Genomic DNA, 24592 nt, shown 5'->3' on the forward strand with positions numbered 1-24592 from the left:
TGCACACACCAGTCGAGTAACAGGTCCGTCAGGACCGGGAGAACAGCGCCGCCAACTGCTCGCGGGAGAACAGCGTCGTCGGTCGGTCCATGTGGACGCCGATCTCGCCCTCGAAGGCCTTCATCCCGGCTTTCTGTATCGGCTCCGGCGCGGAGTAGCCGGCCCGAACCGCGTGGCCCAGACGGATCTCCTGCCGGAGATCGTCGCGCCACGCTCGCTCGTACTCGCCCAGCGTCGCCGGGTCCCCGGGGTCGATTTCCCGGGCCGCGTGGTCGGCCGCGGTCATGCCGTAGCGGATGCCGCCGCCGGTGAAGGGCTTGGTCTGTGCCGCGGCGTCGCCGACGAGGAACGACCGCCGACCGGTGACCCGCTTCGGCGGGCCGATGGGAATGAGCCCCGAGCACCGGCGGTCGGTCTCGACGCCGTAGCCGTCGACGAACTCTTCGAAGCGGCCGCGGGCGTCATCCCCTGGCGGCACGGCCAGCCCGTACTCGACGCCGGCCTCGCCCCGCGGGATGCGCCAGGCGAAAAAGCGAGGCACAGTGAGGTGCACGTCGACGAAGGCGCCGTGGTCCACCTCGTCGCTGAACCCGAGCACGCCGTGGAGCAGTTCGTCGGGCTCCGGCAGGTCCAGTTCCCGCCGGACGCGGCTCTTTGGCCCGTCACAGCCGGCAACCATTTTCGCTCGGTGCGTCTCGACGCCGTCGTCGCCCCGGACCTCCACGGTGACGCCGTCCCTGTCTTCGGTGACCCCGACGACCGAATGCCCCTCGTGAACGTCGGCACCGGCGTCGCGGGCCAGCCCCGCAAGGTGCTTGTCTAGACCGACACGGTCGATGACGTTCGAGATGACCTCGTCCTTGTAGAATGGGTGGTCTTGGCTCCCGGGGCCGCCGGTGTGGAACCGCGCGCCGGAGATCTCGTTCTGGAACAGTTCGTCGCGGGCGTCCTCGGTGAAATCCCAGATATCTGTACTCACATGGCCCGAGCAGGCCAGCGGCTTGCCGATCTCCCCCTGTTCGAACACCACCACGTCGAGCCCCCGACTCGCCGCCTGGCGCGCGTACCGGGACCCAGCCGGACCCGCACCGACCACCACAACATCGTGCATACACGTTCTCTCGGTGTCACGAACCAAATAGCTTCTCGATTCAGACGGCTGTTGTACCCGTTTTCCGGACGACCGCCGACTCAGCTACCCGCCGTGGGGACTCGCGGATGACCCTGTCGCTTGGCCAGCCAGCCGCCGAAACGGCCGGCCAGGCCGCCGACAACCATCGGGAGCACCAGCAGCAGTACACCGACTACCAGTGCCATACCGACGCCAACGACCCGGAACCACAGCGGGTTCGGAATCGTCGGGATAGCGACCAACAGTTCTTTCAGCGACCAGAGCGCCGGAACACCACCGATGAGCCCGGCTCTGATCCCGGCGGCGGTCCCCGTCCCGCCGTGGCGCTTGACCAGATACCCTGCGATGACGCCGCCGAGGAACAGTCCGTGATAGGTGATGTCCGACGACGACCGCAACGCGTCTGCGAGCGTGAACAGCGCGGGGACGCCGCCGCCGATGAGGGCACATTTCCACGTCTTCGAGAGTTCGAACTGGAGGGGCATACCCGAGTGATGACTCGCCGGGCTGAAAAACCAGCTCCCTGATGACACAACCAGACGCAAGCGGTCGCCGCGCCGCTAATCCGATCAGGACGCATTTGTCGCTGCAGCCCTTCCCGACGGCCATGGCGGAGTACCAGCCCGGAGTGTGTAACATCGGTGCCGACCAGCGCCGCGCCCGTCGACTGTCGGCCGTCGCCTCGTTTGCGGTCGCCATCGGTATCGCGCTCGCTGCCGCGGTCGGTGCGATACCAGGGACGGCGCTGTTAGCGACTGTTCCATTCATTTTCGGCGGCTTCGTCGGCGCATTCCAGGACTACTTCCGATTCTGCGTCGCCTTTGGCGCGCTCGCCCGCTACGACCTCTCCGGGTCGGGCGGGGCCAGCGGCCGTGTCGACGCGAGCGAAGCCGTCCGAGCCGACCGGCGACAGGCCGCGAAAATCCTCCTGCTTGCGGCCGTTGCGACGGCCGTGACAAGCGGCCTGGGATACGCGATCATCTCACTTCTCTGATCGGCTTCCTCCCGTTACCGAAGCGAGACGGTAAACGCGACGACAGCGAGCAGGAGCAGGCCAAGCGCCAGCGGCGACGGCGTCCCCGTCACGGACCGGTAGATCAGATAGCCGATGCCGCCGCCCGCCGTCAGGAGCACCACGACCGAGACGGTGTGGACGAGTTCGACCCGAAGCGTCGGGGCCGCGGAGCCCACCTGCGCCCCCAATCGCAGCGCGTGTCTGGCGGTCACCCAGGCCAGCACGATCGGCACTGTCGCGCCCAGGACCCACTCCGGCGACCCGTTAGCCCCGGCCTGTAGCACGGCTACGAACAGGCCGCTGACGCCGGACGTCAGTGCGAACTCGGATCGTCGCAGCAGGCCGACGCCGACTGCCAGCCCACCGATGGCGGCGAACGCTAACGACGCGGGGTCGGTCGCGACGAGTCCGACAACGGTGAGGACTGAGATGGCGCTGACGCCGGCGCTGAACCGCGGCAGTCCCGATGCGGACGGGCGGTCTCGGTCAGACGCTCGCGGCATGGGCTTGCACCTCCCCGAGTGGCGTCGCCGGGTCCCAGTCCCGGACCGGGATGTCGTGCCCACGGAGCGTCGAGAGCCGGCTTTCACGGGCGAGATGCGCGTAGGCCCCGGCGACCGTCGACGGGTCCGTACAGTCCGGACTGACCACCGAAACGCTGTGGCCGGCCCCCTCTAATTGTCGAACCAGCGCAACGCCGTCGTCGTCACAGAGCGGCGAGACGACGACCACCTGAACGTCGGGGTTGAGCCGCGCCGTCAGGTCGTCGACGGCGTCGCCGATTTGCGTCGGTTTCGACGGTGGCGTCCACGGAACCGCGCTTTCGCTGGCGAGATGCGTCCGGACGGCCTCGCGATGGGCCTCGCCGGTCGTCGTTGGCAACCAACAGTCGCCCGCCCCGACCGTCCCCACGCCGACCGGAATTCCGTCGTCGAGCAATCGGTCGGCGATGCTGTAGGCGGCCGACGCGCCGTGCCGCGGTGCTGGGACATCTCCCGGTGTCGCCGCGACGTACGCCGCGCGACGGGCGTCGACGACCACGGCGACCCGCGGCCGTCGCGGCTCCTGAAACTCGACTGTCGCCAGGTCGCCGGTCTTCGCGCGGTGGTGCCAGTCGATCCTCGACGCCGGGTCGCCGGGGCGGTACGCGCGCAATGAATCGAATTCGACGCCGCTCCCGGTGACCCCTGCCTTCTGTTGCCCCGGCATTTGCGTCGCCTGCTCTCGTGGCGCGCCGGCGTCGTCACTGCGCCGCTCGAAGCCACACGCCAGGCTGTCCTGGCCGCCCGTCACCGCCACGGTCCGGACCGTCTCTCGCGCGCCGGCGAAATCGCCCGCGATCACGAACGGTGACTCGAACGCGTGGGTGCCCGGGACCGCCGTCAGCGTGTAGCTAAATGACCGTTCGGTGCCGGGCCGCAACGCGGTGGTCAACCGCGGCGACCCCGAGCGGACGCTGAGTCCGGCGGGGACGCCGTCGAGCAGCCGTAGGTCCGGAACCGTCGTCTCGCCGACGTTCCGCACCGTCACGGTGACCTCGACGGTAGACCCGGGCGACGGCGTCCGCGGTTCGAGCGTTCGAGTGAGTTCGATATCGGCCGTCGGCTCCCGGACCCGGGCGGCCCCGGCGAGTGCGACCCCGAACGCGGCGGTCAGCACCGCTCCGGGAACACCCATCACGACGCCGCCCGCGCTGGCAAGCAGGACCGCGACGGCGACGCGTCTGGTCCGTCCGGTCGACCGCGTTCGAGGGAGGTCGGCGGTGGGCCAGTACTCGTCGGCCGATTCCCCGTCACCCACTGTTTCGACCGGAGCGGGCCGGCTGTCCGGGTCAGGTGCGTCGGCCGCCAGTCGCTCGGCTAACTCAGCGACGGCGTGGCGCGCCCGACGTACCACGGGGAGTTCAGGTCGAACTAAGGGGAGCGACGCCCGTCGCGGCAGCGGCGGGCATAGCCCGTCGGCGAAGAAAGCGGCGGCCGCCTCGTCGTCGGTCCACGCCCCGTCCGCGAGCCGGTCGGCGGCCGCGCCCGGCCTGTCCCCGTCGGTCCGTCCGAGCACGTCGACGGCAAGCTCGTGGAGCGACGCGTACACGCGCTCCCTAGGCGTGCGCTCCCGGGGTCCGTCCCACTCGTCCGCGTCGTCGACCGCGCGGCGGCCGACGGTGCTGATCCGGTCGAGTCGCTCGGCGAACGCCGCCCCAGGGACTCGATACGGGGGACGGGACTCGGGCGTCGGAAGCCGTAGCTCGGGGTCGTCGCTGTCGAACAGTTCTCTGGCCGCGAGCACCACCGCCGCGGCCCCGACCCCGACCGTCAGCAGCGTCGCGACCACACGCGGCAGAAGTCCACCGCCCAGCTCGGGCAGTGCCAGCAGGAGTCCCCCGGCGCTGATAGCCAGGAGGCCAACGATAGTCGGAATGCGTCGCTGCCTCACGATTCATCACCCCGGACAGGCGCGTCTATCGACAGCGTGGTTGCGACCGCTCGCGCCCGTCGCTCCCGCTCCGGCGTCGCGGCCGCGTCGCCGTACCGGACCGCACAGAACAGTTCGGTCAGCGCCGTCACCGGTTGCTGTGGGAGGCCGGACTCGATAGCTCCGTCCCGAACGTCGGCGGGAGTCACCGGCCCCTCTCCGGGCAGACCGGACGCTTCGTCGACCGATTCGACGCGGTGCCTGAGCGCGGTCCACGCCCGGTACACGTCGTTTTTCGGCGGCACGTCCGACGTGAGCGAAACCGAATCGGGTGCGGGTGCCGTCGGCGTGGGTGGCGGGTCCTCGTCGTCGGCGTCGGGGTCGGTCATCTCGCCGCGGGTCAGTTCGTACAGGACGACTAGCCCGCCCAGCACGACGAGTGCGAGGCCGGCGGCGACCTGCCAGCGCGGCGGCCCGTCACTTGCGTTCGAGGCGGCTACTGTCTCCGCTTCAGTCTCCGGAATTCTGGTCGCCGACTGGGTCCCCTCCGGGGTACCGGGTCCGCCACCACCCGGCCCTTGCGGGGGTGGCGTCGAATCGACCGACGGCTCCTCGGTCGTCACCGTCGGCGCTGTCGAGACGGTGTCGAGCGACGCGGCGACCATCGCCAGCGCGACGACGGCGAGAATAGCCAGAGCCAGCGAGCCCAGCCGCGCCACAGTTACACCTCCCGATTGCCGACTCCAGCAGGCCAGAGCGACTGTCTTTCCACCATCCGACTCACTCCCCGGCCGCCGTCGTCTCGGGCGCAGCAGGCGATACCGTCGGCACCGCCACGCTGTCGAACACGTCAGCGACGACATCGTCGGCAGTCGTCCCGTCCACGGTCGCATCGGTCGTCAGGACTAGCCGGTGGGCCAGGACCGGCGCACCGACGGTCTGTACGTCGACCGGGCGCACGTACTCCCGGCCGGCGATCACCGCGTGGCTCCGGGCCGCTTCGAGCAGGCGCTGGCTCCCGCGAGGGGAGACGCCGACCTCGGTCCGAGCGTCTTGCCGGGTCCTGTGGACGATGTCGATGAGGTAGCTCAGGATGTCGTCGTCGACGGTCACCTGCTCGGGAACGGACTGTAAGCGGCGCACACCCTCCGGGTCGAGTATGCCGGCGGTCGAGGGGGCCTTGGACTCCCGCTCGGTCCGCTGGCGGAGCAGCCCCTTCTCGGCGCTGGCTTCGGGGTAGCCGATGCTAGTCTTGACGAGGAAGCGGTCGCGCTGAGCCTCGGGCAGGGGGAACACGCCCTCGCTCTCGACGGGGTTCTGGGTCGCGACGACGACGAACGGCTCCGGCAGCGGATGGGTGTCGCCGTCGACGGTGACTTGCCCCTCAGCCATCGCCTCAAGCAGCGCGGCCTGCGTTTTCGGCGGCGCGCGGTTGATCTCGTCGGCCAGTACGAAGTTGGCGAAGATCGGCCCCTCCGAGAACTCGAACTCGCCGTCGCCCTCGCGGTAGACGTGCGTCCCGGTTACATCCGCCGGCAGCAGGTCCGGCGTGAACTGGACCCGCGAGAAGGAGACCCCCAGCGCAGATGCGAAGCTCCGGGCGGTCAGCGTCTTGCCGGTCCCCGGTACGTCCTCGATGAGGACGTGACCACGGGCGAGGACGGCGGTCAGCACGGTTTCGAGGAACTCCCGCTCGGCGACGACGCTCCCAGAAACCGTATCGAGGATCCGGTCGCAGTCGGCACAGGCGTCTGAAACGTCCATCGTACTCCCGGCTGGGACCCCCGATATGTTAGTAGTATGAACCCAGCTTCTCACCGAGAAAACGGGGTCAGACGACGGCCAGTCCGCTCGGGACCTGGTCGTACTCGGCTGGCCAGCCCACGCCGTCGGGACCCTCCCGAGTCCACGTCTCCCCGCGCTGCGACTGGAACAGGCCGTAGTTCGTCAACGCGAGGAAGCCGTCGTCCGGGTCGGCGGTGAGAATCGGCCGGGCCAGTCCCGCCGGCCCCGGTAGACCGTCCATCGACTGTCTCCACCGGTCACCACCCCATCGATACACGTAGCTCTCGCCGCTGGTGCTGTGGGCCGACCGAGGGCCGCTGGCCGCCGAGACGACGATGCAGTCCGGATCGTCAGGATGGACGGCTAGCCCCCACACGTACCGATGTTCTAATCCTTCCTGCGGATGGGTCCATGTCTCGCCGCGGTCGGTCGACAGCGCGTAGCCGTCACCGGCGGCGGTGTACACCCGGTCCGGGGCGTCGGGGTGGGTCGCCAGCGTGTGGTTGTCCCGCCGCGCGCCGTCGGGGTGGTCGACCCACCTCTCGCCGCCGTCGGGACTGCGGACGAACGCGCCGGCCTCGATGGCGGCGTACACCTGCTCCGGGTCGTCCGGCGCGAGGGCGATCCACCGGACGTGGTGGGTGTCGGGCCGCGGCGGGAACGACCACCGCGAAGCCGAGTCCAGTTCCGTCAGCCCGGAGTTCTCAGTCCACGTCTCTCCACCGTCGGTCGACTGATAGACCGCGCTCGGCTCCGTCCCGGCCCACACCACGTCGGCGTCGTGTGGGCTGACTGTGACGCTCGTCACGCGGTCCCCGGCGTCAAGGGCCGACTCCCACGTCGCTCCGCCATCGGTCGTCCGCTGGAGGCCAGCAGCGGCGGTTCCCACGAAGGCACGCCCCAATTCGGCCGCTCCTGCAGCGACACACTCGATATTGTGGCCGAGGAGGCCGTCGTCCCAGCCGCTGTGGCCGTCGCCGACGAGGACGCGATCACCGAGCGCAGCGTAGGCGGTGTGCATGGCCGACTGTACGACGCCCGAGCCAAGAACACTGGCGGTGTCAGCGACTGACCGACCGCGTCAACGCGAAGACGTACAGCGCGGCGAAGCAGCCGCCGAGCTTAGTCGTCGGCGGCGACCGTTTCGGTCCCGATCCGGCGGTCGAGGAAGCCATCGAGCAGGCGGAACAGCCGCGTTTTCTGCTCGATGTCGGAAGAGGCGTGGCCCTCCTCGCCGAGTTCCCGATACTCGAAATCGCCGTCCGGTCCCTCGGTGTAGCCGGCGGCTTCGAGCGCGTCGCGGAACAGGCGGGCCTGCGAGACGGGGACCCGGCGGTCGTTGACGCCGTGGACGATGAACAGCGGGGCGTCGAGGTTATCGGCGTGGGTGACGGGCGACCGCTCCTCGTACAGGGCCGGGTTCTCCGCCGGGGTGCCCATGTTCTTCTCCATGAGCTCAGTCCGGTAGTGTGGCATCGTGTTCTCGTACTGGTCTTCGAGGTCCGTGAGGCCGATCCAGGCGACGCCGGCGTCGTACAGGTCAGGGTACTGGACCATTTGCCAGTACGCCGAGTAGCCGCCGTAGGAGCCGCCGAAGACGACGACGCGGTCCTCGTCTACCCACTCACGCGTCGCGAGGACGTGCTCGGCGGCCGAGGCCACGTCGCCCTGCTCGGCCCCGCCCCAGTCGTCGTACAGTTCGCGGATGAACTCGCGGCCGTGGCCGGTCGAGCCCCGGTAGTTCACCTGCAACACCGAGAAGCCCCGGTGGACGAGGAACTGCGTGTAGAGGTCGAAGGACTTGCTGTCCATCCCGCGCGGGCCGCCGTGGGGATTCACGATGAGCGGCGACGGCCGCTCGCCAGAATCGTAGAGGAGACAGCCGATCTCCAGCGTGTTGTAAGGGTCGTACTCGACTGCGGCCTGCCACGTCTCTGGGACGCCGTCGGACTCGATGGCGAAGTACTCGGCGTCGGCGAAGGCCTCGGGCGAGAACGGTCCGTACTCCGCCTCGACGAGAGTCGTCGTTTCGTCGGCGGTGAGGTCGTAGGCGAGCAGTTCGGGCCGGTTCGTCGGCGTTGTGTGGAGCGTCAGCAAGCGGTCCCCGGAAAGCACCGGGTCGCCGCCCATCATGCCGAAGGAGGCGACGCCCTCGGGCAGGTCGAGTTCGCGCTCCTCGCCGGATTCGATGCCGTACACGACGGGCACCTTCGTGGCCTCACGGGTCCGAACGGCCAAGAACCGCTCACCGTCGGGCAGGAACGCCTGTGGCTCCTCCTCGTACTCACCACCGAACCACGTTACCTCGTCCGTCTCCAGGTCGTAGACGCCGCTCCGGGACAGGTCGTCGCTGTTGTCCACGACCAGCAGGCGGTCGCCGTCGGGTCCCCAGTCGGCCGGGGCGGCCTCCGCGCCGGTGACACCGATTTCGAGGGGCTTCGGGTTTGCCCCGTCAGCGTCGCTCACGTACACGTCCATGTTGTCGAAGTCGTCGGTCTCGTTGGTCGCGTACGCCAACTGCGACCCGTCGGGCGAGAGCAGTCCCGTGTGAACCGCGCGGTCGTAGTCGGTGAGTTTGGTCGTCTCGGCGCTCGGGAGGTCGTGACTGTAGAGGTTCATCTGGCCGTCGCGTGTCGACCCCAGAAGCAGCGTCTCGCCGTCCTCGCCCACGTCCTGTATCACCACCTGCCCGTCCATCTCGACGACTGCCTCGACCGACCCGTCGCGGTCGATGGCGTACACGTCGTTCTGTTCGTTGCCGTCGTCGTCGAGGTGGAAGAACACGCGCTCGCCATCGGCTCCCCACTCGACGTGCCAGCGGGCGCTCCGTGGCACCTCGCCGTCGCTCCACTGCTCGCAGGTCCCGCTCTCGACATCGAGGATGTGGAGTTCGTTGCGCCCGCTCACGTCGTAGTAGAAGGCCACTTCGTCGCCGTCGGGGGACGCCGTCGGATGGGCCAGCGTCGGGAGTCCGGCGAGTTCCTCCAGTACCGTTTCGGGGTCCGTTTCACCGCTTTCAGGGTCGGACATACGACGTGTGCTAACTCCGGATAGATTGTAGTTGTTCTGCCGACACGAGAGCGCATGTGGTCTGGATTACTGTTCCTGTCGCCTCCGATGGGCGGTACCCACAGACAGACTACGGCGTCCACCAGCGCAGGCCGACCATCACGAACACGATTGCCAGTTGCAACAGCCCCTGCAGGCCGCCCAGCTTGGCGTTTCGCATCCCTATCTCGGAGACGAGCTCAACGTCCGGGTTCTCGGAGACGACCTGCCGGTAGATGCGGATTTCGCCGGGGAGGATGACGCCGAAGCCCTGCACGGACAGCAGGGTCACGATAGCGAGCGTCGCGACGATCCACCACGAGGTCATCGCGAAGGCCGGCAGCGTGGCCGCCAGATACGCGCCGGAACCAACGACGGCGACGCCGAGGACGCCCAGCGTCTTCGGGTCGGTCAGCGCATCGAACTGGGAGCCGATGAGGAGGACGACCGGAATCAGCGTCGCGGCGGTCAGCAGCGCCAGCCACGGGTCGGCGTTGGGGAACTTCCCGAGCCTGAGCGCCAGCAGGATGCCGCCGGCGATGGTCACCGTCGCCAGTGTCGGCATCAGGAACGTCATCTTGGGCGTGAACGAGGCGAAGAAGTCGGCCCGTGCCTCAGATTCCTGGCCGCCAAGCACTGGCCCCAACACGAGCCCCATGAACAGGTCGATGCCGGTCCACAGCACCCCAGCCATCACATGTACGTAGGTTAGCGCCCGGATGTTGCCGCTGGCGACGGCCCCCGCAAACGCAATGAGCGGGACTGCGACTGCGCCCACGGCAAAGGCCGGGTTCGCCTGCTTCGCCAGCCCACCGATACCCCGTTTCCGCTCGATGCGGTCCGCTGTCGACTGCGCCATAGCTGGCTATATCAGGTTTCGCCGTCGACTAAAACGTGGTGGCAGGTGCGGAGATTTATCCCGGAACACGGCATCACTCTCAGGTATGACCGCACGCTTAATACGATGCAATACGTTGCATTTCGCATGGAGAACGTCACTACTCGAATGAGCGATACGGAACTCGATCTGGTGGCGCGTCTCGCTGAGGCGAAAGGAGAGAGTCGGAGCGACGCGATCCGACAGGCGATCCGGCAAGGCGCTCGCGAGGAACTCATTCGGGTCGCCCTCCAGCGCTATCAGGACGGAGCGGTCGGGATGCGCGGTGCGGCGGAGTTGGCAGGGCTCACCATCGCGGAGATGATGGCTGAAGCGAACGACCGCGGAGTTCTGTCGAACTACGACGAGGTCGATCTGGCCGACGACGTAGACGCACTTCGATGATCTGGAACGGGCGGGTCGTACTTCTTGATGCGAGCGTTATTATTAGATTAGCTGAAACCGGGTCGATTGATTTACTCGATTCCGTGCGTGGTGGATTGGTCGTCCCTCGGGCGGTAAAATTCGAGATCTCGAAAGAGCCTGCTAAATCAGCACTCGACACCTGCATAGATGAAGGGAGTATCGTTCAAACTAATATTCTCGCCTGGGCCGGAGAGGAAGATCAAGATGAACTCGTTTCCGATTCAGCGGCTCGACTCGGGAACGATCCTGGGTCAGTAATCGATACCGAAAGAAAAGTTCCAATGATCGTCGACGGCGATGTTGCACTGCTCACCGGCGCTCGACTTGCGGACGAGTGTGTCGTCATCACCGATGACAAACCGCTCCGGAAGGCTTGTAAGTCAATATCGCTACCGGTTTCGGGGACAATCGGTGTACTCGTCCGTGCCGTGGAAACCGGGGATATCGATCCAGACGCCGCAAAGGAGACGCTCTATGCGATGGATGAAGTCGGAGCCCGCCTCAGTGCGAGTCTCGTGAAGCGAGCGGAGCGATTGATCGACGACGCGGCCAATTAGTCGTCGTCCGCAGCCGGCTGTTCGGCCGATAGCTCGCGGTCTGCTCGCGGCCCCTCAAGCTCGACGTTCGGCAGGAGGTCACGGAGGTACTGCCCGGTGTAGGACGCCTCGGTCCGGGCCACGTCCTCCGGGGTGCCCTCGGCGACGAGTTCGCCGCCGTTCTCGCCGCCCTCCGGCCCGAGGTCGATGATGTGGTCGGCGTTTTTCACCAGGTCGAGTTCGTGCTCGATGACAACCACCGTGTTGCCGTCGTCGGTGAGCCGGTGGAGCACGTCGATGAGCTTCCGCTCGTCCTCAGGGTGGAGCCCGGTCGTGGGTTCGTCAAGCAGGTACAGCGTCTCGCCGGAGTCCTTCTTGCCGAGTTCCTCGGCGAGCTTGACGCGCTGGGCCTCGCCGCCGGAGAGCGTGGTCGAAGGCTGGCCCAGCCGCATGTAGTCCAGGCCCACGTCCTTCAGGAGTTCCAGCCGGCGGCGAATCCCCGAATGGCTCTCGAAGAAGTCGTAGGCCTCCTCGACGGTCATCTCCAGCACGTCGGCGATGGTCGCGCCCTTGTAGGTCACGTCCAGCGTCTCGTCGTTGTAGCGCGCGCCGCCACACTCCTCGCAGGGCACCGTCACGTCCGAGAGGAAGTTCATGTCGATGGTGACCGTCCCCTGGCCGCCACAGCCCTCACAGCGGCCGCCCTTGACGTTGAACGAGAACCGGCCGACCTCGTAGCCGCGCTGTTTCGCCAGGTTCGTCTCGGCGAACAGCTCCCGGATGTGGTCGAAGACGTTGGTGTACGTCGCCGGGTTCGAGCGAGGGGTGCGGCCGATGGGCGACTGGTCGATGAGCCGCACCGTCTCGATGTCGTCGAGGCCGTCGATGGCGTCGTGTTCGCCCGGGTTCACGTCAGTATCGTTCATCCGACGGACAACGCCCTTGTACAGCACGTCGTGCATCAGCGTCGACTTCCCGGAGCCGGAGACGCCTGTGATGGCGGTGAAGGTCCCCAGCGGGATGGACACGTCGAGGTCCGCGAGGTTGTGCTGGCGAGCGCCCCGAACCGTAATTTCGCCGTCGGAATCCCGGCGGCTGTCGGGGACCGGAATCGTCCGCTCGCCCGAGAGGTACTTCCCGGTCACCGACTCGTCGGTGTCGATGAGGTCGTCCATCGGGCCGTTGACGACGACCTCGCCGCCGCGTTTGCCCGGCCCGGGACCCATGTCGATTATCTGGTCGGCCCGCCGCATCGTCTCGGTGTCGTGCTCGACCACGAGCAGGGTGTTGCCGAGGTCCCGGAGCTCTTCGAGGGTGTTCAGCAGGCGGTCGTTGTCCCGCTGGTGCAGGCCAATCGACGGCTCGTCGAGGACGTAGAGGACGCCGACGAGGCCGCTGCCGATCTGCGTTGCGAGGCGAATCCGCTGGCTCTCGCCGCCGGACAGCGTCGAGGCCTCGCGGTCCAGCGTCAGGTAGTCCAGGCCGACCTCGGTCATGAAGCCAAGGCGGGCCCGGATTTCCTTGAGGATCTCCTCGGCGATCTTTCGGTCGCGGGCCGAGAGGGTCTCTTCCATGCCCTCGAAGTGCGCCAGCGCGTCGCTGATGGACATCTCGTTGACCTCGGTTATCGAGGTGCCGTCCACGAGGACCGCCCGCGACTCGGCTTTGAGTCGCGTCCCCTCGCAGGCCGGGCACGTCGTCGTGGCCATGAACTCCTCGATGTGTTCGCGGGCGCGGTCCGAATCCGTCTCGACGTGTCGCCGCTCCAGGTTGGGGATGACGCCCTCGAAGCGCTCGGTCTTCTCTCGGGTGCCGTTCTTCGTTCGCCACTCGAAGTGGACCTGGCTGTCGGTCCCGTAGAGGAACTGCCGCCGGATGGACTCGTCTAGCTCCTCGAACGGTGTCGAGAGGTCCACGCCGAAGTGCTCGGCGACGTTGTCCAGTTGCCGCGAGTAGTACGTCCGGTCGTAGCTCCAGGGCTCGAAGACGTGCTTGAGCGGCTTCGTCGGGTCGGTGATGACGAGGTCCTCGCTGACCTCTTTCGTCTCGCCCAACCCCTCACACTCCGGGCAGGCTCCGTGGGGTGAGTTGAACGAGAACGACCGCGTCTCTATTTCGGAGATATCGATGCCACAGTGGGTACAGGCCAGGTCTTCTGAAAGCTCGACAACGACACGATCCGAGGAGGCTCCGTCGCCTTCCTCGTCCCCGTCGGCGAGGTCGCCGGTGGCTCTGGCATCCGACCCACCGAGCGTCTCCGCAGCGCCCGCCGCCGGGTCTGGCAGGATGACCTTCAGCGTCCCGTCGGCCTCTTCGAGCGCGGTCTCGACGGAGTCCGTGATGCGCGAGCGGGCGTCCGGCGAGATCTTCACGCGGTCCACGACCACGTCGACCGTGTGGTCGTAGTTCTCGTCCAGTTCAGGTCGGTCCATCGTGAGGTCGAACTCCTCGCCGTCGACCTCGACGCGGCTGTACCCCTCGCTCACGAGGTCGTCGAACAGGTCTTCGAAGGCTCCCTTCTGGTCGCGGACGACCGGCGCACACAGCTTGGCGCGGGTCCCCTCGGGGAGTTCCAGAATCCGGGAGACCATGTTCTGTGCGGACTGCTCACCGACCTCGCGGCCACACTCCGGACAGTGAGGCGTGCCGACGCGCGCGTAGAGCAAACGGAGGTAGTCGTGCAGTTCAGTGACGGTCCCGACCGTCGAGCGGGGGTTGTTGGCCGCGTTCTTCTGGTCGATAGAGATGGCCGGTGACAGGCCCTCGACGTTCTCGACCTGTGGCTTGTCCATCTGCCCCAGGAAGTTCCGTGCGTAGGCGGAGAGCGATTCGATGTAGCGCCGCTGGCCCTCGGCGTACACCGTCTCGAATGCGAGCGAGGATTTGCCCGACCCCGACAGCCCGGTGACGACTGTCAGTTCCTCGCGGGGAATCTCCACGTCGACGTCCTTGAGGTTGTGTTCCTCGGCCCCTCGGACCTCGATTATATCCTTGCTCATTCTTGGATTTTACTTGGTCGGTAGGCGGGAAACCCTGTCGGTTCGGGTCTCGGCGGCGGACTCCTTGCGTGGGCCTATTTTTATTTTGAACAGTGTGGCGAAAGATTTACCACGAATATCGAATATGAGATTGGTATGGGAACGAGCGACTACGATATCACCGGAATCGACCTCTCCGACGACAGCTACACAGTCGAACAGAGCCTGATACGCAGCAAGTACAAAGCCATGGACGCCGCCGGGAACGTCGTCCTCCGCGGGAAACAGAAGATGATGAAGATGAAAGAGGAGTTCCCGTTCGTCGACGCAAACGACAACGAGGTGTTCCAGGTCAAGGCCGGCGGCATCATCGACGTGGCCGGTAACTACGTGCTGACCGACTCCAAGACCGGCGAGGACATCGTCATCCTCGACAACGACTACTCCATCTTCCAAGATACGTGGAAGATTCGGGACGCCAGTACCGAGGCGAAGATCGCCGAAATCAACTCTCAAGGCGCGCTCGTGACCATCGCCCGCAACGTCGTCCCGTTCGGCGGGTGGATCCCCCACAAGTACGAGATCACCGACCAGGACGGCAACCACGTCGGCAACATCGACGGACAGTTCTCGCTGAAAGACCGCTACGAGATAACTATCGACGACGCCAGCACGGTTCCCAAGGAGCCAATCATCGCCGCGGCGATGGTTATCGACGCTATCCAGGGGAACTAATCGATCTGCGGGCACCGGAATCCTTCTTGCCCTGGCTCCCGCAGGAACGGCTATGCGCCGCCGGACGGTCCTCCGACGACTCGCCCTCGCAGGAACAGGTGTCGGTCTGGCTACGGGGACGACCCGTGGCCATCCGTCGCCGACCGGTGACGGGACGGCCGAGCCAGCGGCCTCCGACACCCCGGTCGGCGAGGACCCGCTGGGCGTGCTGGAGATGGAGACGGTGTACGAGGTCGTTACCAGCCCCGACGGACACACGGCCTACGTCGCGACGGGCGACGGCGTCGCGCTCGTCGACCTCGTCACGCCGACCAGTCCGCGACCGCTCAGCCGACGGACGGACCTGCTGGCCGACAGTGACAACGGACCGATACAGCGCGTGCAGGACCTCGCTGTCAGCGGCTCGCGGTTGCTGGCCGCTGGGCCGGCCCACCCCGCCGATGGTGCCCACGGCTTCGTCGTCTTCGACGTGAGCGACAGGCGGGACCCGACACGAATCGCGGGCCTCGAACTGGACACGCGTATCCACAACTGCCACTTCGACGGCCGTTACGCCTATCTGACCGCGAACGACCGCGACGGCAACCCCTTGCTCGTCGTCGACACTGAAACTGAGCAGGAAGTCGGCGAGTGGTCGCTGTTAGACGCCGGCGACGCCTGGGCCGACGTGCCGACCAGCCTCTGGCCGCTGCACGACGTGTGGGTGCAGGACGGTCGTGCGTATCTGGCGTACTGGGACGGCGGGACGTGGATTGTCGACGTATCAGACCCGAGTGATATCTCGTTGATAGCGAACGTCCGTGGCCGGACTCCCGAGGACCTCGCCGCCATCAAGGACCCCGGGACCGAGCGAAGCGAGCCACCGGGCAACGACCACTTCGTGACGGTCGACGAGGACGCGTCGCTGCTGGGCGTCGGCGGCGAGTCGTGGGACCTCAGTGACGACGGCAGCGGCGGCCCGAGCGGCATCGACCTGTACGACATCAGCGACCCGGACGACGCCGAGCTGCTGTCGACGCTCGACCCACCGCCGACCTCGGACCCCACGCCGGGGGGCATCCTCACGACGGCACACAACTTCGAACTGACCGACAACCGCTGTTACTCCGCGTGGTACAACGGCGGCGTCCGCGTTCACGACCTGACGGACCCGACCGCCCCCGAACAGGTTTTCGAGTGGCGAAACACCGACGCGACTTCCTTCTGGACCGCCCAGCGGGCCGCCGGCTGTTTCGTCGCCGGGAGCACGAACGCGAGTCAGGGGACGGAGGTCCAGCCCGCGCTGTACACGTTCCCGGACCCGCGGATACGGACGCCGACGGCCGACGCGTCGGCTACGGACGCCGGGGCCGGTGGCACTGACGGCACCTCCCTCGGCGTCGGCGGCCCCGGCTTCGGCGTCGGCTCGGCGCTGGCTGCAGTCGGGCTGGCAGCCTGGCGCGCCCGACGCCGGCACGACTGACGCCGCGTCGCGTGACTGGCCTCGCTCCGTCACTCCAGCGCACTCTTGACAGCGGCGGCGACGCTCCGGGCGCGCTCGGCCAGCGGTTCGGAGATGTGTCCCCGCTCGACGGCCGCGTCGAGTTCGTCGTCGTCGACCCGCTCGACGGTGCCGTCGGCGTGTTTCACCACGTCGACGTGGAGGTCCACGTACCGGGCGGTGTCGGGGAATACCTCGACGGGCGTGCAGACGTTGACGTAGGTGCCCTTCTTCTCGCCGTCGCTGTCGCGGTACACCGTCGGATACCACCAGCGCCCCTCCTTGACCTTTGTCTCGGCGATGTCGCCGGCCTCCTTCGGGACGCCGAGGGCGTCGTAGGTGCCGCCGGGACTCATCTCCCGCTCGATGGTCACCGTTCCGTCGTCGTCGACCGACTGGACCTCGCCGTTGCCCAGCGTGATGAGCCGACCGTCGGGCTTGCCGTGACCCAGCGACAGCGACCCGCCGACCTGCGGGCCGAACTGCCGGGCTGTCACGGCGAAGGGGAAGTCGGTCTCGCCGTCTGCCGCGATGTCGTCACACAGCGCCTCGACGTAGTCGACGGCGGCGCTGGCGGCGCGGTCCCCGGCCTTCACGCGGTGGTGGCCCGACATCGTCGCCGTCACCTCGCGGCGGGCCTCGTCGAGCGCGAAGCGGCTCTCGCGGCCGAACCACAGCCACGCCGTCGAAAGCCCCTCGTCGTAGCGAGTAGGGGCGCAGTCCTCGGGCGCGTCGGCTCCCGCCAGCGCGTCGTCGATGACCGCTGCGCGGTCGTTGGCGGCGTCGAGGGCCTCGGCCAGCGCGTCGAAGCTCGCGTCCTCGCTCGCCGACTCCCACGAGACGCCCCAGCCGTCCCGGGGCTCCGCAGCGATGAGGTCAAGCATTGCCGGGCCGCCAGTCCCCGGTGTGCTGGCGGTCTCGCCGCGCACGAGCGAGAGCAGCGACCCGCGGACCGCGACGGTCGTCTCTAGTACGGGTCGGCCGTTCGTCCACGGCGCGCTCGCCTCGACGACCTGCACCCGGAGCGTATCGCCGGTCTCGACGCGTTCGTCCGAGGACGAGTACGGGAGAAAGCCTTCGCCGTCGCCGAGGTCGACGACAGCCCCGCTCCCCAGCGTCTCGGTCACGGTGCCGGCGTAGACCGCGCCCTCTGGCGTCGGGTCGTCCCAGTGGAGCGTGTCCCGGCCAATTTCGGTCAGGCGGTCGATGACACCTTTGGCGATATCGGTGTCCCCCATGACGCCGACGCCCTGCTGGTCGTCCGTCGTCGCCACGGTGACCGCCGCCCGCTCGTCGGCGAACTCGCCGTCGAAGCGGTTCTGGATCGGTTCCGACGCCTGAACGACCTCGTGGTCTGCCTCGCGCAGCAACCGGGTCAGCGCCGTCGCGTAGATGCCCCTGACCCGGACGGTCATAGCGCGTCCTCGGCGGCGGCAAAGCGGACCCGTCCGTGGACTGTCGGCCCCAGCGAGAGCTCTACTTTCTCGTCGCTCAGAACGCGTCCGCCCTCGACCGGGACGCCCCAGGTGCCGAAGCGCAGATACCCCCGGATGTCGTCGGCGTGGGTGAACAGGTCGCAGTATTCGACAGTGTGTTCCTGAATCTCGCTGGAACTGTGGGCGATGTCCATATCGGAGTACACCGTCTCGCGGCCGTCGAAGAAGGCTTCGAGTTCTGCGGCCGCGTCGTCGGTGGCTGCGACCACTGCGTCGGAGGCCGTTTCGATGGTCTCCTGATCGACGCCGGCGTCGCGGAGCGCCTGCTGTTCGCGTTGCGTGAAGTGCATACCCGCGAGTCAGTGGCGGGGAGCAGAAAACAGTGCGGAATCGCCTACACGATCATCGCGTTCAGCACGAGCATCAACAGCCCGAACATGACGCCGGTCGCGACGATTGTTCGAGGGTCGATACGGATCGTGTTCTGGTCTTCGGCGTCGAAATATCGGACCAGTCCCGCACTGGACATCAGTCCGCCGCCGTCGCTGCCACTCATACTTCAGGGTGGTGTATCACCAACACTAAGCCTTTCGGGTCGCCCGCGATTGCGTGCCTCCGGTACACATGGATAACCCTTATCAGATACCGCGGGCTAACACGAACAGAGTACTATGACGGTTACACTGAAGGACTTCTACGCGGACTGGTGCGGCCCTTGCAAAACGCAGGACCCGATCCTCGAAGACCTCGAGGAGGACTGGACGGACGTCGAGTTCGAGAAGATCAACGTCGACGAGGAACAGGACGTTGCCAACGAGTACCAGGTGCGCTCCCTCCCGACGCTCATCATCGAGAACGACGACGGCATCGTTGAGCGCTTCGTCGGCGTCACGCAGGCTGACGACATCGACGACGCGCTGCAGCAGGCCTCAGCGTAACTCAGTCGTTTTTTGTGGTTCGTCACCCCGATAGCGGCCGCGCCAGCGTCTCGTCGCTGGCGTCGGGGAAGGGTAGGGCTGCCGCCGAAGCAGGACTAGTAGTAGCGCCGCCGTTGCGGTAGCCGAGTGAGTGCAGCAAAACATACCGCTCGCCAGCGGCGAGCGGTTTCACTTCTCGCGACCAGCGGGAGCGAGAAGGTCGTTTTTAGCGTAGATTTTTGCGAACCCGCTCCCCACAGCGCGCTCTGTGAGCGCGCGAGGAGAGGGGGTGACGTAAAAAGGTACTATTGGAAGCGGACGCCCAGGTCGTGCAGGCCGTCGTTGTGGCGGGCGACGTTGATGAGCAGCGGCGTCAGCCCCTCGATTTCGGCGGCGTTGGCGAGCGGACCGCCATCGAGGGCGCGAATCCCCTCGATGCCCTCGGCGAGTTCACAGACGGTGTCCTTGGCGTCGGTGTCGTCGCCGACGACGATGGTGTCCCAGTCGAGGTCGGCGTCGAGGTTGGCGAGGCGACCGGCCGCGAGGTTGTGGAACGCGCCGACAACAGGCGTGTCGTCGGGGGCGGCGTTGGCGGCCAGTTGCGTGACGCTGCCGGCACCGGGGCGGTTGTAGTGGAAGCCGTCCTCGTCGCGTTGCATCCCGACGGCGGGGGAAACGAGCGTGGCGTCGTCGAGTTCGTCGGCGACGGCGTCGATGGTGTCCGTGAGGTGGTAGGCGGGGACGGCGGCGACCACTACGTCGGCGCGGGCGGCGGCGTCCTCGTTACCCAGGCCGGCGATTGCCACGTCGTCGTGGCCGCGGCTGGCCAGTTCTGTCTCGTACTCCTCCGCTTTGTTCGCCGCCTTCTGGGCTTTCCGGGAGCCGATGATGATCGTGTGGTTGGTGTCGTCAGCCCAGCGGAGGGCGAGACCTTGGCCGATGTCTCCAGTACCGCCAAGCAACGCGATGTCCATACTTACGGCGTAGGCCGACCACTGAATAAACGTTGTGTGACAGGTTCGGTCATACTGTTGGCTGTCCCTAGTGTCCGATATTCGCCACCCCGTGTGGCGAAATTCTTCACAGATGTACAGCCGACAGTATCAGGTGTACTCTTCCCAGGCCCGGTCGAACCCGCCGGCGAAGGCGACGTACAGCGCGCTCCCGAGGCCCACCAGATAGCTGAGCCACTGTGTCGCGACGCCGGGGACCGAGGTGGCCCCGAGCCAGAGAGCAAATATCGTCGAGAGCGGGACCATCACGAAAAAGAGGACGATGATGAACATCCCGACACGGCCCGGCCGGTGGACGGATTCGAGGATGTCGTCGCGTTCGCGCATCGTCCAGTAGGCCGCGACGAGGCCGATTAGCTGGCAGGTGACGGCGTACAGCGGCACCAGATCGACCGACGGCTCACGGATGACCGCGCCCCCGACGAGCCCGGCCCAGATGCTCACCAGGAATGCCCAGCCAAACGTCGGCAGTCGTCGCATACCCGAGGTCTCTGTCCCGCCGGTGAAACCGTTGCTGTTTGCGGTCGAGGGGCGCTGCCGGTGACGCGGGCTACGCCGCGTCGAGAAGTTCCGGGAGGTCGGTGACCGATTCGACGACGGCGCTCGCGCCGTTGTTGGCGAACGTCCGGCGGCCGGCGTCGCCGGTCAGCCCGCCGGTGAGGACGCCGATGCCGTAGTACACGCGGTCGTCGTCGGCTTCGTCGGCGTTGACCGCCGTCGCCACGTCGTCGAGGGTATCCCCAACGAAGGAGACCCGTTCGGCGTCGAACCGCTCGGCGAGCGTCCGCAGGGCGGCGGGGTGGGGCTTGCCCTCCTCCCAGTCATCCATGGTGAAGCGGTGCTCTGTGGGCAGGTCGAGACCGACGCGCTCCAGCGCGATGTCGGCCTCGGCGGCCGGTCGGCCGGTGACGACGCCGACGGCGAAGCGGGCCTGCAGGGCCGACAGCGTCTCGTCGTCGACCAGGAGCGGCTCGTCGTGGATGTAGCCGGGCGCGGCAAACGGCGGCTCGCCGCCCTCGATGTCCCGGTAGAGGTCAGTGCCGAGATACAGCGTCTGGAACACGTCCCGGAGCTGTTCGCGGTCCCAGGCGTCGAAGACTCGGTCTTCGGCCGGTTCGTCCAGCAGGTCACGAACCACTGCCTCGGCCGCGTCGAGGCCGCCGCCGCGCTCGGCGATGGCGTCGGTAAACGCCGCCAGGTCGGAGACAGCCGACTCGCGGCCGGCGAGGACGAACAGCGCCGCTGCGTAGGTCAGTTCCCAGTCGTTGTTGAACCCGCCGGCGTCCTTGAACTGCTGGACCGCCGACTTCTCGATTGTATCGCCGTACACCCGGTCGATGGATTCGACGATTGCTCGGCGGTAGGAGTCGGCCACGTCCACCAGCACGCCGTCGATGTCGAGGACGACCGCGTCGATTTGCATGAGCGAGCGAAGGCGGTCCTCACTCAAGCGCCTTGCTATCTTTCGCCCGGTACAGCGTCTCCCCGCCCGGGAGCTGTTCGCGCTCGACGGCGACCGTCGGCTGGTCGCCACCCAGCGTGGTGAACCAGAACGCCGCCCCGACGGCGTTGGCGACGGCTAGCGTCGGCCGGTGCAGTTCCGGTGGTAAATTCCGGGCGAACACGATATCACACCCCGCATAGACAGACTCGTCGGGGTCGAGAATATCGTCGACAACGAACCGCACATCCTCGGGGACCGCCCGTTCGACGATGTCCGTTGCGGTCACGTCCACGCCCCGCTCGGCCAGGGCCCCGGCTACGTCAGGGTGGTTTCCGACGCCGACCTCGACGACCGAATCGACGGACGCCAGTCGGTCGACGAGCGGGTCGGTGGTGTCGGTCACGTCGTACAATTTATGAGATGCGGGCGCATATGCGTTCCCATGCACGTCGACATCGTGCCGGTGGGCGAGGTCTCGGCCCAGGTCAAACGCGAGGCCTCGGACGGACTTCGCTCCGTCTACGACTGTGAGGTCTCGATGCACGAGCCACAGTCCATTCCCGCCGGCGCGTACGATGGGGACCGCGACCAGTACCGCGCAGAGGAGTTTATCGACCTCGCCCGCCGGGTCGGCTCCGGCGGCAAAAACATCGCTATCACGCCGAAAGACCTCTTCTACCGCCGTCGGAACTACGTTTTCGGTCTCGCGTACCTCGGCGGCTCCGGCAGCGTCATCTCCACGTATCGGCTCCAGACCTCCTCCGATGGCGGCTTCTCGAACCGCTCGGCCGGCGAGATCTTCTCACAGCGGGTTCGCAAGGAGGTCGTCCACGAAGTCGGCCATACCCTCGGGCTGGAGCACTGTGACAACAAGCGCTGCGTGATGAACTTCTCCCCCACTGTCCGACAAGTCGACGTGAAGGAAGTCTCGCTGTGTGGCTCTTGCCAGCGAAACGTCCTGTAGTTTGCGAACAGATACCAAACTGATTCGGTATAGCGCCTACACTCCTGTGATACTTGTACACATACGCGATGAGCAAGAGTCAGTCCCCCGAGCGCGTTGCGGAACTGCGAGACATCTTCGTGACGGTCACCGGTGACGAATCAGTCACTGAACCCCAGACAGACGAGCAGACCGACCGCGAACTCGACCCCGATGAGGAGTTCGACCCGGCAGAAGTCGCCGACGGTCTTGACGATGCAGTCGCAGGGTCCGAGACGAGCAGTGACAGTGATCCAGCGGCGTAACGCCGCGGACTATTCCTGCGTCTCCCCTTTGCGAGTAGCGGCTGTACTACCACCTGTGACGTAGTCTCACCAGCTAACTCCCGAGATGATCTGTGGATTCAACAGCACGCCGAGCGCGGTTCGGCAGGCGCGACCGTCGAGCAGCGACCTCCGTCGACGAAACCGCTTGAGCACAGCTGTTCTCGCAAAAACGGCTCCGGCTGAGCTCCCTCCACCCGTAGATTTCCGATGACGAGACAGTCGCCGTCTGGCTCTCGCCGACCTCGCTCCGCCCTGAGCCTACGGCGCGTAGTAGTACTCGCCGGCGTTCTTCTGTTCGCGGTCCAGTTGCGAGTCGGGCTTGTTGATGCGGGGCCGTGAGGTCCGCTCGTCGCGGCGGAAGGTGATATCGAGGTTCTTCAGGAACTCGTTCATCCCCTCGCGCATGCCCTGTGGCGGCGCGGCGTGGCCGTTCCGGGCCGGCTCGCCGTCGAAGACGAGCAGGCGGTCGGCCAGCAGGTCGATCATATAGATGTCGTGGTCGATGACCATCGCCGTCGCGTCGTGGTTCTCCGCGTAGCGCCGGATGGCAGAGGTCGCCATGACGCGCTGCTCCACGTCCAGATGGGCAGAAGGCTCGTCCAGCAGGTAGAGGTCGGCGTCCTTCGAGAGGCAGGCCGCGATGGCGACCCGCTGGCGCTCCCCGCCCGAGAGGTCGGTGAGCTGCTGTTCCATCACCGACTCCAGTTGGAGCGGCTGTGCGATTTCGGTGTTCCAGTAGGAACTCCCGAAGTCGTCCGTAATCGACGCGAGGAAGGCGTCGACGCGCATCGGCTGGTCTATCTCGATGTACTGGGGCTTGTAGGCGATGTCGAGGCTGGTGTCGATGTCGCCCGCGGTCGGTTCGAGCCGGCCGGCGAGCATCTTTGCGAACGTCGACTTCCCGATACCGTTCGGGCCGACGACGCCCAGCACTTCACTCTCGCGGATGGTGCCGGCCTCGACGTCCAGCGAGAACTCGCCGCTGCCGTAGCTCTTCTGGAGCTTGGGGTACTCGATAACCACGTCGCCGGTGGAAGCGCTCCGTGGCGCGTGCTCCTCGAACTCGATGTCCGTCTGGCGGATGCGCATGTTCTCGTTTTCGAGGTAGCCCGAGAGGTACTCGTTGATGCCCTTCTTCGTCGATTTTGGGGGCGTGATGACACCGAACGCGCCGGGGGTCCCGTAGGCGACGTTGATATTGTCCGCGAGCAGGTCCAGGATGGCGAGGTCGTGCTCGACGACGAGCATCGAGCGGTCCTCCTCCTCGGCGAGTTCCCGGATGAGCCGTGCGGCGGTCATCCGCTGGCCGATGTCCAGATACGGCGTGATCTCGTCGAGGAAGTAGAAATCGGCGTCCCGCGCCAGCGTGGCGACGAGCGCGACCCGCTGGAGTTCCCCGCCGGAGAGGTCGTCGATGTGGTTGTCGACGACCGGCTCGATACCCGTCTGCTCGATGAGGTAGTCGAGGTCGCCGCGTTCGTCGGTCTGGTCCAGCAGCTCGATGGCTTTGCCGTCGAACTGGTCCGGAATCCGGTCGACGTACTGGGGCTTGCGAGCGACGCTCACGTCGCCGTCGCGCATCTGTTCGAGGTACTCTTGCAGGGCGGTCCCGCGGTACTCGTCGAGAATTTCGTCCCAGTTCGGTTCCTCGCCGTACCGGCCCAGGTTGGGTTGCATCTCGTCGGCGAGGATGCGGACGGCGGTGGTCTTCCCGATGCCGTTCGGGCCGAGAATCCCGGTGACCTGGCCCTCGGCGGGACTCGGAAGCCCGTACAGCGCGAAGGCGTTCTCCCCGTAGCGGTGGACCGGGTCGTCGGTCAGCTCCTGTGGGAGATTGATGATCTCGATAGCGTCGAACGGGCACTTGTTGACGCAGATACCGCAGGACTCACCCAGACAGATCTCCTCGGAGATGCGGACCTGGTCGGGCTGGCCTTCGAAGGGCTCGTCCTCCTCGTACTCGTCCTCCCGCTTGACGATGCACTCTTTCCCGCTGCGGTTTGGCGGGCAGTAGTTCATGCACTCGTAGTTACAGCGGTCGGGTTGACACCGCTCTAGGTCGACGACGGCGATACTGTCTTCAGCCATC

Annotated in this window: 26 protein-coding genes; 8 read left to right on the forward strand and 18 right to left on the reverse strand. The window is 66.7% G+C overall.

From position 1 onward, the window contains the following. Positions 1-28: 28 nt before the first annotated feature. Positions 29-1111, reverse strand: coding sequence for a geranylgeranyl reductase family protein (locus C442_RS03730; protein WP_008307937.1), 1083 nt, complete (start codon positions 1109-1111; stop codon positions 29-31). An 80-nt stretch (positions 1112-1191) separates the two neighbouring features. Further along, complete coding sequence (locus tag C442_RS03735; RefSeq protein WP_008307938.1) at positions 1192-1617, reverse strand: DUF5518 domain-containing protein; 426 nt, start codon at positions 1615-1617, stop codon at positions 1192-1194. A 122-nt stretch (positions 1618-1739) separates the two neighbouring features. Here C442_RS03735 and C442_RS03740 point away from each other — a divergent pair, with 122 nt between their 5' ends. Continuing rightward, positions 1740-2126 (forward strand): hypothetical protein, encoded by a 387-nt coding sequence (locus C442_RS03740; RefSeq protein WP_008307940.1) that lies wholly within the window; start codon positions 1740-1742, stop codon positions 2124-2126. 14 nt (positions 2127-2140) lie between these two features. Here the strand turns inward: C442_RS03740 and C442_RS03745 are convergent, their stop codons facing one another. The 7 genes from C442_RS03745 to C442_RS03775 all read right to left on the reverse strand — a co-directional run bounded on the left by C442_RS03745 (position 2141) and on the right by C442_RS03775 (position 10251). Beyond that, positions 2141-2650 (reverse strand): DUF7519 family protein, encoded by a 510-nt coding sequence (locus C442_RS03745; RefSeq protein WP_008307941.1) that lies wholly within the window; start codon positions 2648-2650, stop codon positions 2141-2143. Further along, positions 2634-4580, reverse strand: coding sequence for a DUF58 domain-containing protein (locus C442_RS03750; RefSeq protein WP_008307943.1), 1947 nt, complete (start codon positions 4578-4580; stop codon positions 2634-2636). Before C442_RS03750 ends, C442_RS03745 begins: the two co-directional genes overlap by 17 nt. Beyond that, positions 4577-5278, reverse strand: a complete 702-nt coding sequence (locus C442_RS03755; RefSeq protein ID WP_008307945.1) for a DUF4129 domain-containing protein — start codon at positions 5276-5278, stop codon at positions 4577-4579. Before C442_RS03755 ends, C442_RS03750 begins: the two co-directional genes overlap by 4 nt. Before the next feature lie 61 nt (positions 5279-5339). Beyond that, positions 5340-6323 carry an AAA family ATPase gene (locus tag C442_RS03760; RefSeq protein WP_008307947.1) on the reverse strand — a complete coding sequence of 328 codons (984 nt, stop codon included), beginning with the start codon at positions 6321-6323 and terminating at the stop codon, positions 5340-5342. 67 nt (positions 6324-6390) lie between these two features. Then, the gene (locus C442_RS03765; protein WP_008307949.1) at positions 6391-7365 is read right to left on the reverse strand and encodes a WD40/YVTN/BNR-like repeat-containing protein; all 975 of its coding nucleotides are present in this window, start codon (positions 7363-7365) and stop codon (positions 6391-6393) included. 101 nt (positions 7366-7466) lie between these two features. Then, positions 7467-9374, reverse strand: a complete 1908-nt coding sequence (locus tag C442_RS03770; RefSeq protein WP_008307951.1) for a S9 family peptidase — start codon at positions 9372-9374, stop codon at positions 7467-7469. A 109-nt stretch (positions 9375-9483) separates the two neighbouring features. Next, on the reverse strand, positions 9484-10251 hold the full coding sequence (locus tag C442_RS03775) for a hypothetical protein (protein WP_008307953.1): 768 nt from the start codon (positions 10249-10251) through the stop codon (positions 9484-9486). Between the two features lie 126 nt (positions 10252-10377). Between C442_RS03775 and C442_RS03780 the strand changes: the two genes are divergently transcribed. Together C442_RS03780 and C442_RS21785 are read left to right on the forward strand one after the other, a co-directional pair. Further along, the gene (locus C442_RS03780; protein WP_008307955.1) at positions 10378-10674 is read left to right on the forward strand and encodes a UPF0175 family protein; all 297 of its coding nucleotides are present in this window, start codon (positions 10378-10380) and stop codon (positions 10672-10674) included. A 302-nt stretch (positions 10675-10976) separates the two neighbouring features. Then, positions 10977-11252, forward strand: a complete 276-nt coding sequence (locus C442_RS21785) for a DUF3368 domain-containing protein (protein ID WP_008307956.1) — start codon at positions 10977-10979, stop codon at positions 11250-11252. Here C442_RS21785 and uvrA read toward each other — a convergent pair. Next, positions 11249-14230, reverse strand: a complete 2982-nt coding sequence (gene uvrA / locus C442_RS03790; RefSeq protein ID WP_008307957.1) for an excinuclease ABC subunit UvrA — start codon at positions 14228-14230, stop codon at positions 11249-11251. The genes C442_RS21785 and uvrA overlap by 4 nt on opposite strands. A gap of 135 nt (positions 14231-14365) precedes the next feature. On the opposite strand from uvrA, the gene C442_RS03795 reads away from it, so the two are divergent. Both C442_RS03795 and C442_RS03800 read left to right on the forward strand, forming a co-directional pair. Continuing rightward, positions 14366-14944: an LURP-one-related/scramblase family protein gene (locus C442_RS03795; protein WP_008307958.1), complete on the forward strand. Its 579-nt coding sequence runs from the start codon at positions 14366-14368 to the stop codon at positions 14942-14944. Between the two features lie 52 nt (positions 14945-14996). Next, positions 14997-16406 carry an LVIVD repeat-containing protein gene (locus C442_RS03800; protein ID WP_008307959.1) on the forward strand — a complete coding sequence of 470 codons (1410 nt, stop codon included), beginning with the start codon at positions 14997-14999 and terminating at the stop codon, positions 16404-16406. A 29-nt stretch (positions 16407-16435) separates the two neighbouring features. Here C442_RS03800 and C442_RS03805 read toward each other — a convergent pair whose 3' ends face one another. From C442_RS03805 to C442_RS03815, 3 genes are read right to left on the reverse strand one after another with little or no spacing between them, the layout of a single operon-like run. Continuing rightward, the gene (locus C442_RS03805; protein WP_008307960.1) at positions 16436-17839 is read right to left on the reverse strand and encodes a DUF402 domain-containing protein; all 1404 of its coding nucleotides are present in this window, start codon (positions 17837-17839) and stop codon (positions 16436-16438) included. Then, a complete protein-coding gene (locus C442_RS03810; RefSeq protein ID WP_008307961.1) occupies positions 17836-18210 on the reverse strand; it encodes a DUF7532 family protein in 375 nt (124 codons plus the stop codon). The genes C442_RS03805 and C442_RS03810 overlap by 4 nt, the downstream gene beginning before the upstream one ends. Before the next feature lie 44 nt (positions 18211-18254). Continuing rightward, positions 18255-18416 (reverse strand): preprotein translocase subunit Sec61beta, encoded by a 162-nt coding sequence (locus tag C442_RS03815; protein WP_004514908.1) that lies wholly within the window; start codon positions 18414-18416, stop codon positions 18255-18257. A gap of 115 nt (positions 18417-18531) precedes the next feature. On the opposite strand from C442_RS03815, the gene C442_RS03820 reads away from it, so the two are divergent. Beyond that, entirely contained in the window at positions 18532-18798 is a 267-nt protein-coding gene (locus tag C442_RS03820; RefSeq protein ID WP_008307970.1) for a thioredoxin family protein, read from the forward strand. Positions 18799-19082: 284 nt separating this feature from the next. Here the strand turns inward: C442_RS03820 and npdG are convergent, their stop codons facing one another. The 4 genes from npdG to C442_RS03840 form a co-directional block, all read right to left on the reverse strand. Beyond that, entirely contained in the window at positions 19083-19751 is a 669-nt protein-coding gene (npdG, locus tag C442_RS03825) for an NADPH-dependent F420 reductase (protein WP_008307971.1), read from the reverse strand. A gap of 129 nt (positions 19752-19880) precedes the next feature. Next, entirely contained in the window at positions 19881-20270 is a 390-nt protein-coding gene (locus C442_RS03830) for a hypothetical protein (RefSeq protein ID WP_008307972.1), read from the reverse strand. Between the two features lie 70 nt (positions 20271-20340). Then, positions 20341-21213, reverse strand: a complete 873-nt coding sequence (locus C442_RS03835; protein ID WP_008307973.1) for a TIGR01548 family HAD-type hydrolase — start codon at positions 21211-21213, stop codon at positions 20341-20343. Positions 21214-21232: 19 nt separating this feature from the next. After that, positions 21233-21646 carry a UPF0146 family protein gene (locus tag C442_RS03840; RefSeq protein WP_008307974.1) on the reverse strand — a complete coding sequence of 138 codons (414 nt, stop codon included), beginning with the start codon at positions 21644-21646 and terminating at the stop codon, positions 21233-21235. 30 nt (positions 21647-21676) lie between these two features. Between C442_RS03840 and C442_RS03845 the strand changes: the two genes are divergently transcribed. Further along, a complete protein-coding gene (locus tag C442_RS03845; RefSeq protein ID WP_004514915.1) occupies positions 21677-22198 on the forward strand; it encodes an archaemetzincin family Zn-dependent metalloprotease in 522 nt (173 codons plus the stop codon). Positions 22199-22266: 68 nt separating this feature from the next. Further along, complete coding sequence (locus C442_RS03850) at positions 22267-22482, forward strand: hypothetical protein (protein WP_008307977.1); 216 nt, start codon at positions 22267-22269, stop codon at positions 22480-22482. A gap of 279 nt (positions 22483-22761) precedes the next feature. Here C442_RS03850 and C442_RS03855 read toward each other — a convergent pair whose 3' ends face one another. After that, positions 22762-24591, reverse strand: coding sequence for a ribosome biogenesis/translation initiation ATPase RLI (locus tag C442_RS03855; protein ID WP_008307979.1), 1830 nt, complete (start codon positions 24589-24591; stop codon positions 22762-22764). Between the last annotated feature and the right edge of the window lies 1 nt (position 24592).

Origin of the sequence: Haloarcula amylolytica JCM 13557 (genome assembly GCF_000336615.1) — an archaeon.
GTDB classification, from domain to species: Archaea; Halobacteriota; Halobacteria; order Halobacteriales; family Haloarculaceae; genus Haloarcula; species Haloarcula amylolytica.

What these genes read in the sequence shown, in the direction of transcription:
- C442_RS03730 (WP_008307937.1), bottom strand. Translation starts at nt 1,111, where the DNA reads ATGCACGATGTTGTGGTGGTCGGTGCGGGTCCGGCTGGGTCCCGGTAC.
- C442_RS03735 (WP_008307938.1), bottom strand. Translation starts at nt 1,617, where the DNA reads ATGCCCCTCCAGTTCGAACTCTCGAAGACGTGGAAATGTGCCCTCATC.
- C442_RS03740 (WP_008307940.1), top strand. Translation starts at nt 1,740, where the DNA reads ATGGCGGAGTACCAGCCCGGAGTGTGTAACATCGGTGCCGACCAGCGC.
- C442_RS03745 (WP_008307941.1), bottom strand. Translation starts at nt 2,650, where the DNA reads ATGCCGCGAGCGTCTGACCGAGACCGCCCGTCCGCATCGGGACTGCCG.
- C442_RS03760 (WP_008307947.1), bottom strand. Translation starts at nt 6,323, where the DNA reads ATGGACGTTTCAGACGCCTGTGCCGACTGCGACCGGATCCTCGATACG.
- C442_RS03765 (WP_008307949.1), bottom strand. Translation starts at nt 7,365, where the DNA reads ATGCACACCGCCTACGCTGCGCTCGGTGATCGCGTCCTCGTCGGCGAC.
- C442_RS03770 (WP_008307951.1), bottom strand. Translation starts at nt 9,374, where the DNA reads ATGTCCGACCCTGAAAGCGGTGAAACGGACCCCGAAACGGTACTGGAG.
- C442_RS03775 (WP_008307953.1), bottom strand. Translation starts at nt 10,251, where the DNA reads ATGGCGCAGTCGACAGCGGACCGCATCGAGCGGAAACGGGGTATCGGT.
- C442_RS03780 (WP_008307955.1), top strand. Translation starts at nt 10,378, where the DNA reads ATGGAGAACGTCACTACTCGAATGAGCGATACGGAACTCGATCTGGTG.
- C442_RS21785 (WP_008307956.1), top strand. Translation starts at nt 10,977, where the DNA reads ATGATCGTCGACGGCGATGTTGCACTGCTCACCGGCGCTCGACTTGCG.
- uvrA (WP_008307957.1), bottom strand. Translation starts at nt 14,230, where the DNA reads ATGAGCAAGGATATAATCGAGGTCCGAGGGGCCGAGGAACACAACCTC.
- C442_RS03795 (WP_008307958.1), top strand. Translation starts at nt 14,366, where the DNA reads ATGGGAACGAGCGACTACGATATCACCGGAATCGACCTCTCCGACGAC.
- C442_RS03800 (WP_008307959.1), top strand. Translation starts at nt 14,997, where the DNA reads ATGCGCCGCCGGACGGTCCTCCGACGACTCGCCCTCGCAGGAACAGGT.
- C442_RS03805 (WP_008307960.1), bottom strand. Translation starts at nt 17,839, where the DNA reads ATGACCGTCCGGGTCAGGGGCATCTACGCGACGGCGCTGACCCGGTTG.
- C442_RS03810 (WP_008307961.1), bottom strand. Translation starts at nt 18,210, where the DNA reads ATGCACTTCACGCAACGCGAACAGCAGGCGCTCCGCGACGCCGGCGTC.
- C442_RS03815 (WP_004514908.1), bottom strand. Translation starts at nt 18,416, where the DNA reads ATGAGTGGCAGCGACGGCGGCGGACTGATGTCCAGTGCGGGACTGGTC.
- C442_RS03820 (WP_008307970.1), top strand. Translation starts at nt 18,532, where the DNA reads ATGACGGTTACACTGAAGGACTTCTACGCGGACTGGTGCGGCCCTTGC.
- npdG (WP_008307971.1), bottom strand. Translation starts at nt 19,751, where the DNA reads ATGGACATCGCGTTGCTTGGCGGTACTGGAGACATCGGCCAAGGTCTC.
- C442_RS03830 (WP_008307972.1), bottom strand. Translation starts at nt 20,270, where the DNA reads ATGCGACGACTGCCGACGTTTGGCTGGGCATTCCTGGTGAGCATCTGG.
- C442_RS03835 (WP_008307973.1), bottom strand. Translation starts at nt 21,213, where the DNA reads ATGCAAATCGACGCGGTCGTCCTCGACATCGACGGCGTGCTGGTGGAC.
- C442_RS03845 (WP_004514915.1), top strand. Translation starts at nt 21,677, where the DNA reads ATGCACGTCGACATCGTGCCGGTGGGCGAGGTCTCGGCCCAGGTCAAA.
- C442_RS03850 (WP_008307977.1), top strand. Translation starts at nt 22,267, where the DNA reads ATGAGCAAGAGTCAGTCCCCCGAGCGCGTTGCGGAACTGCGAGACATC.
- C442_RS03855 (WP_008307979.1), bottom strand. Translation starts at nt 24,591, where the DNA reads ATGGCTGAAGACAGTATCGCCGTCGTCGACCTAGAGCGGTGTCAACCC.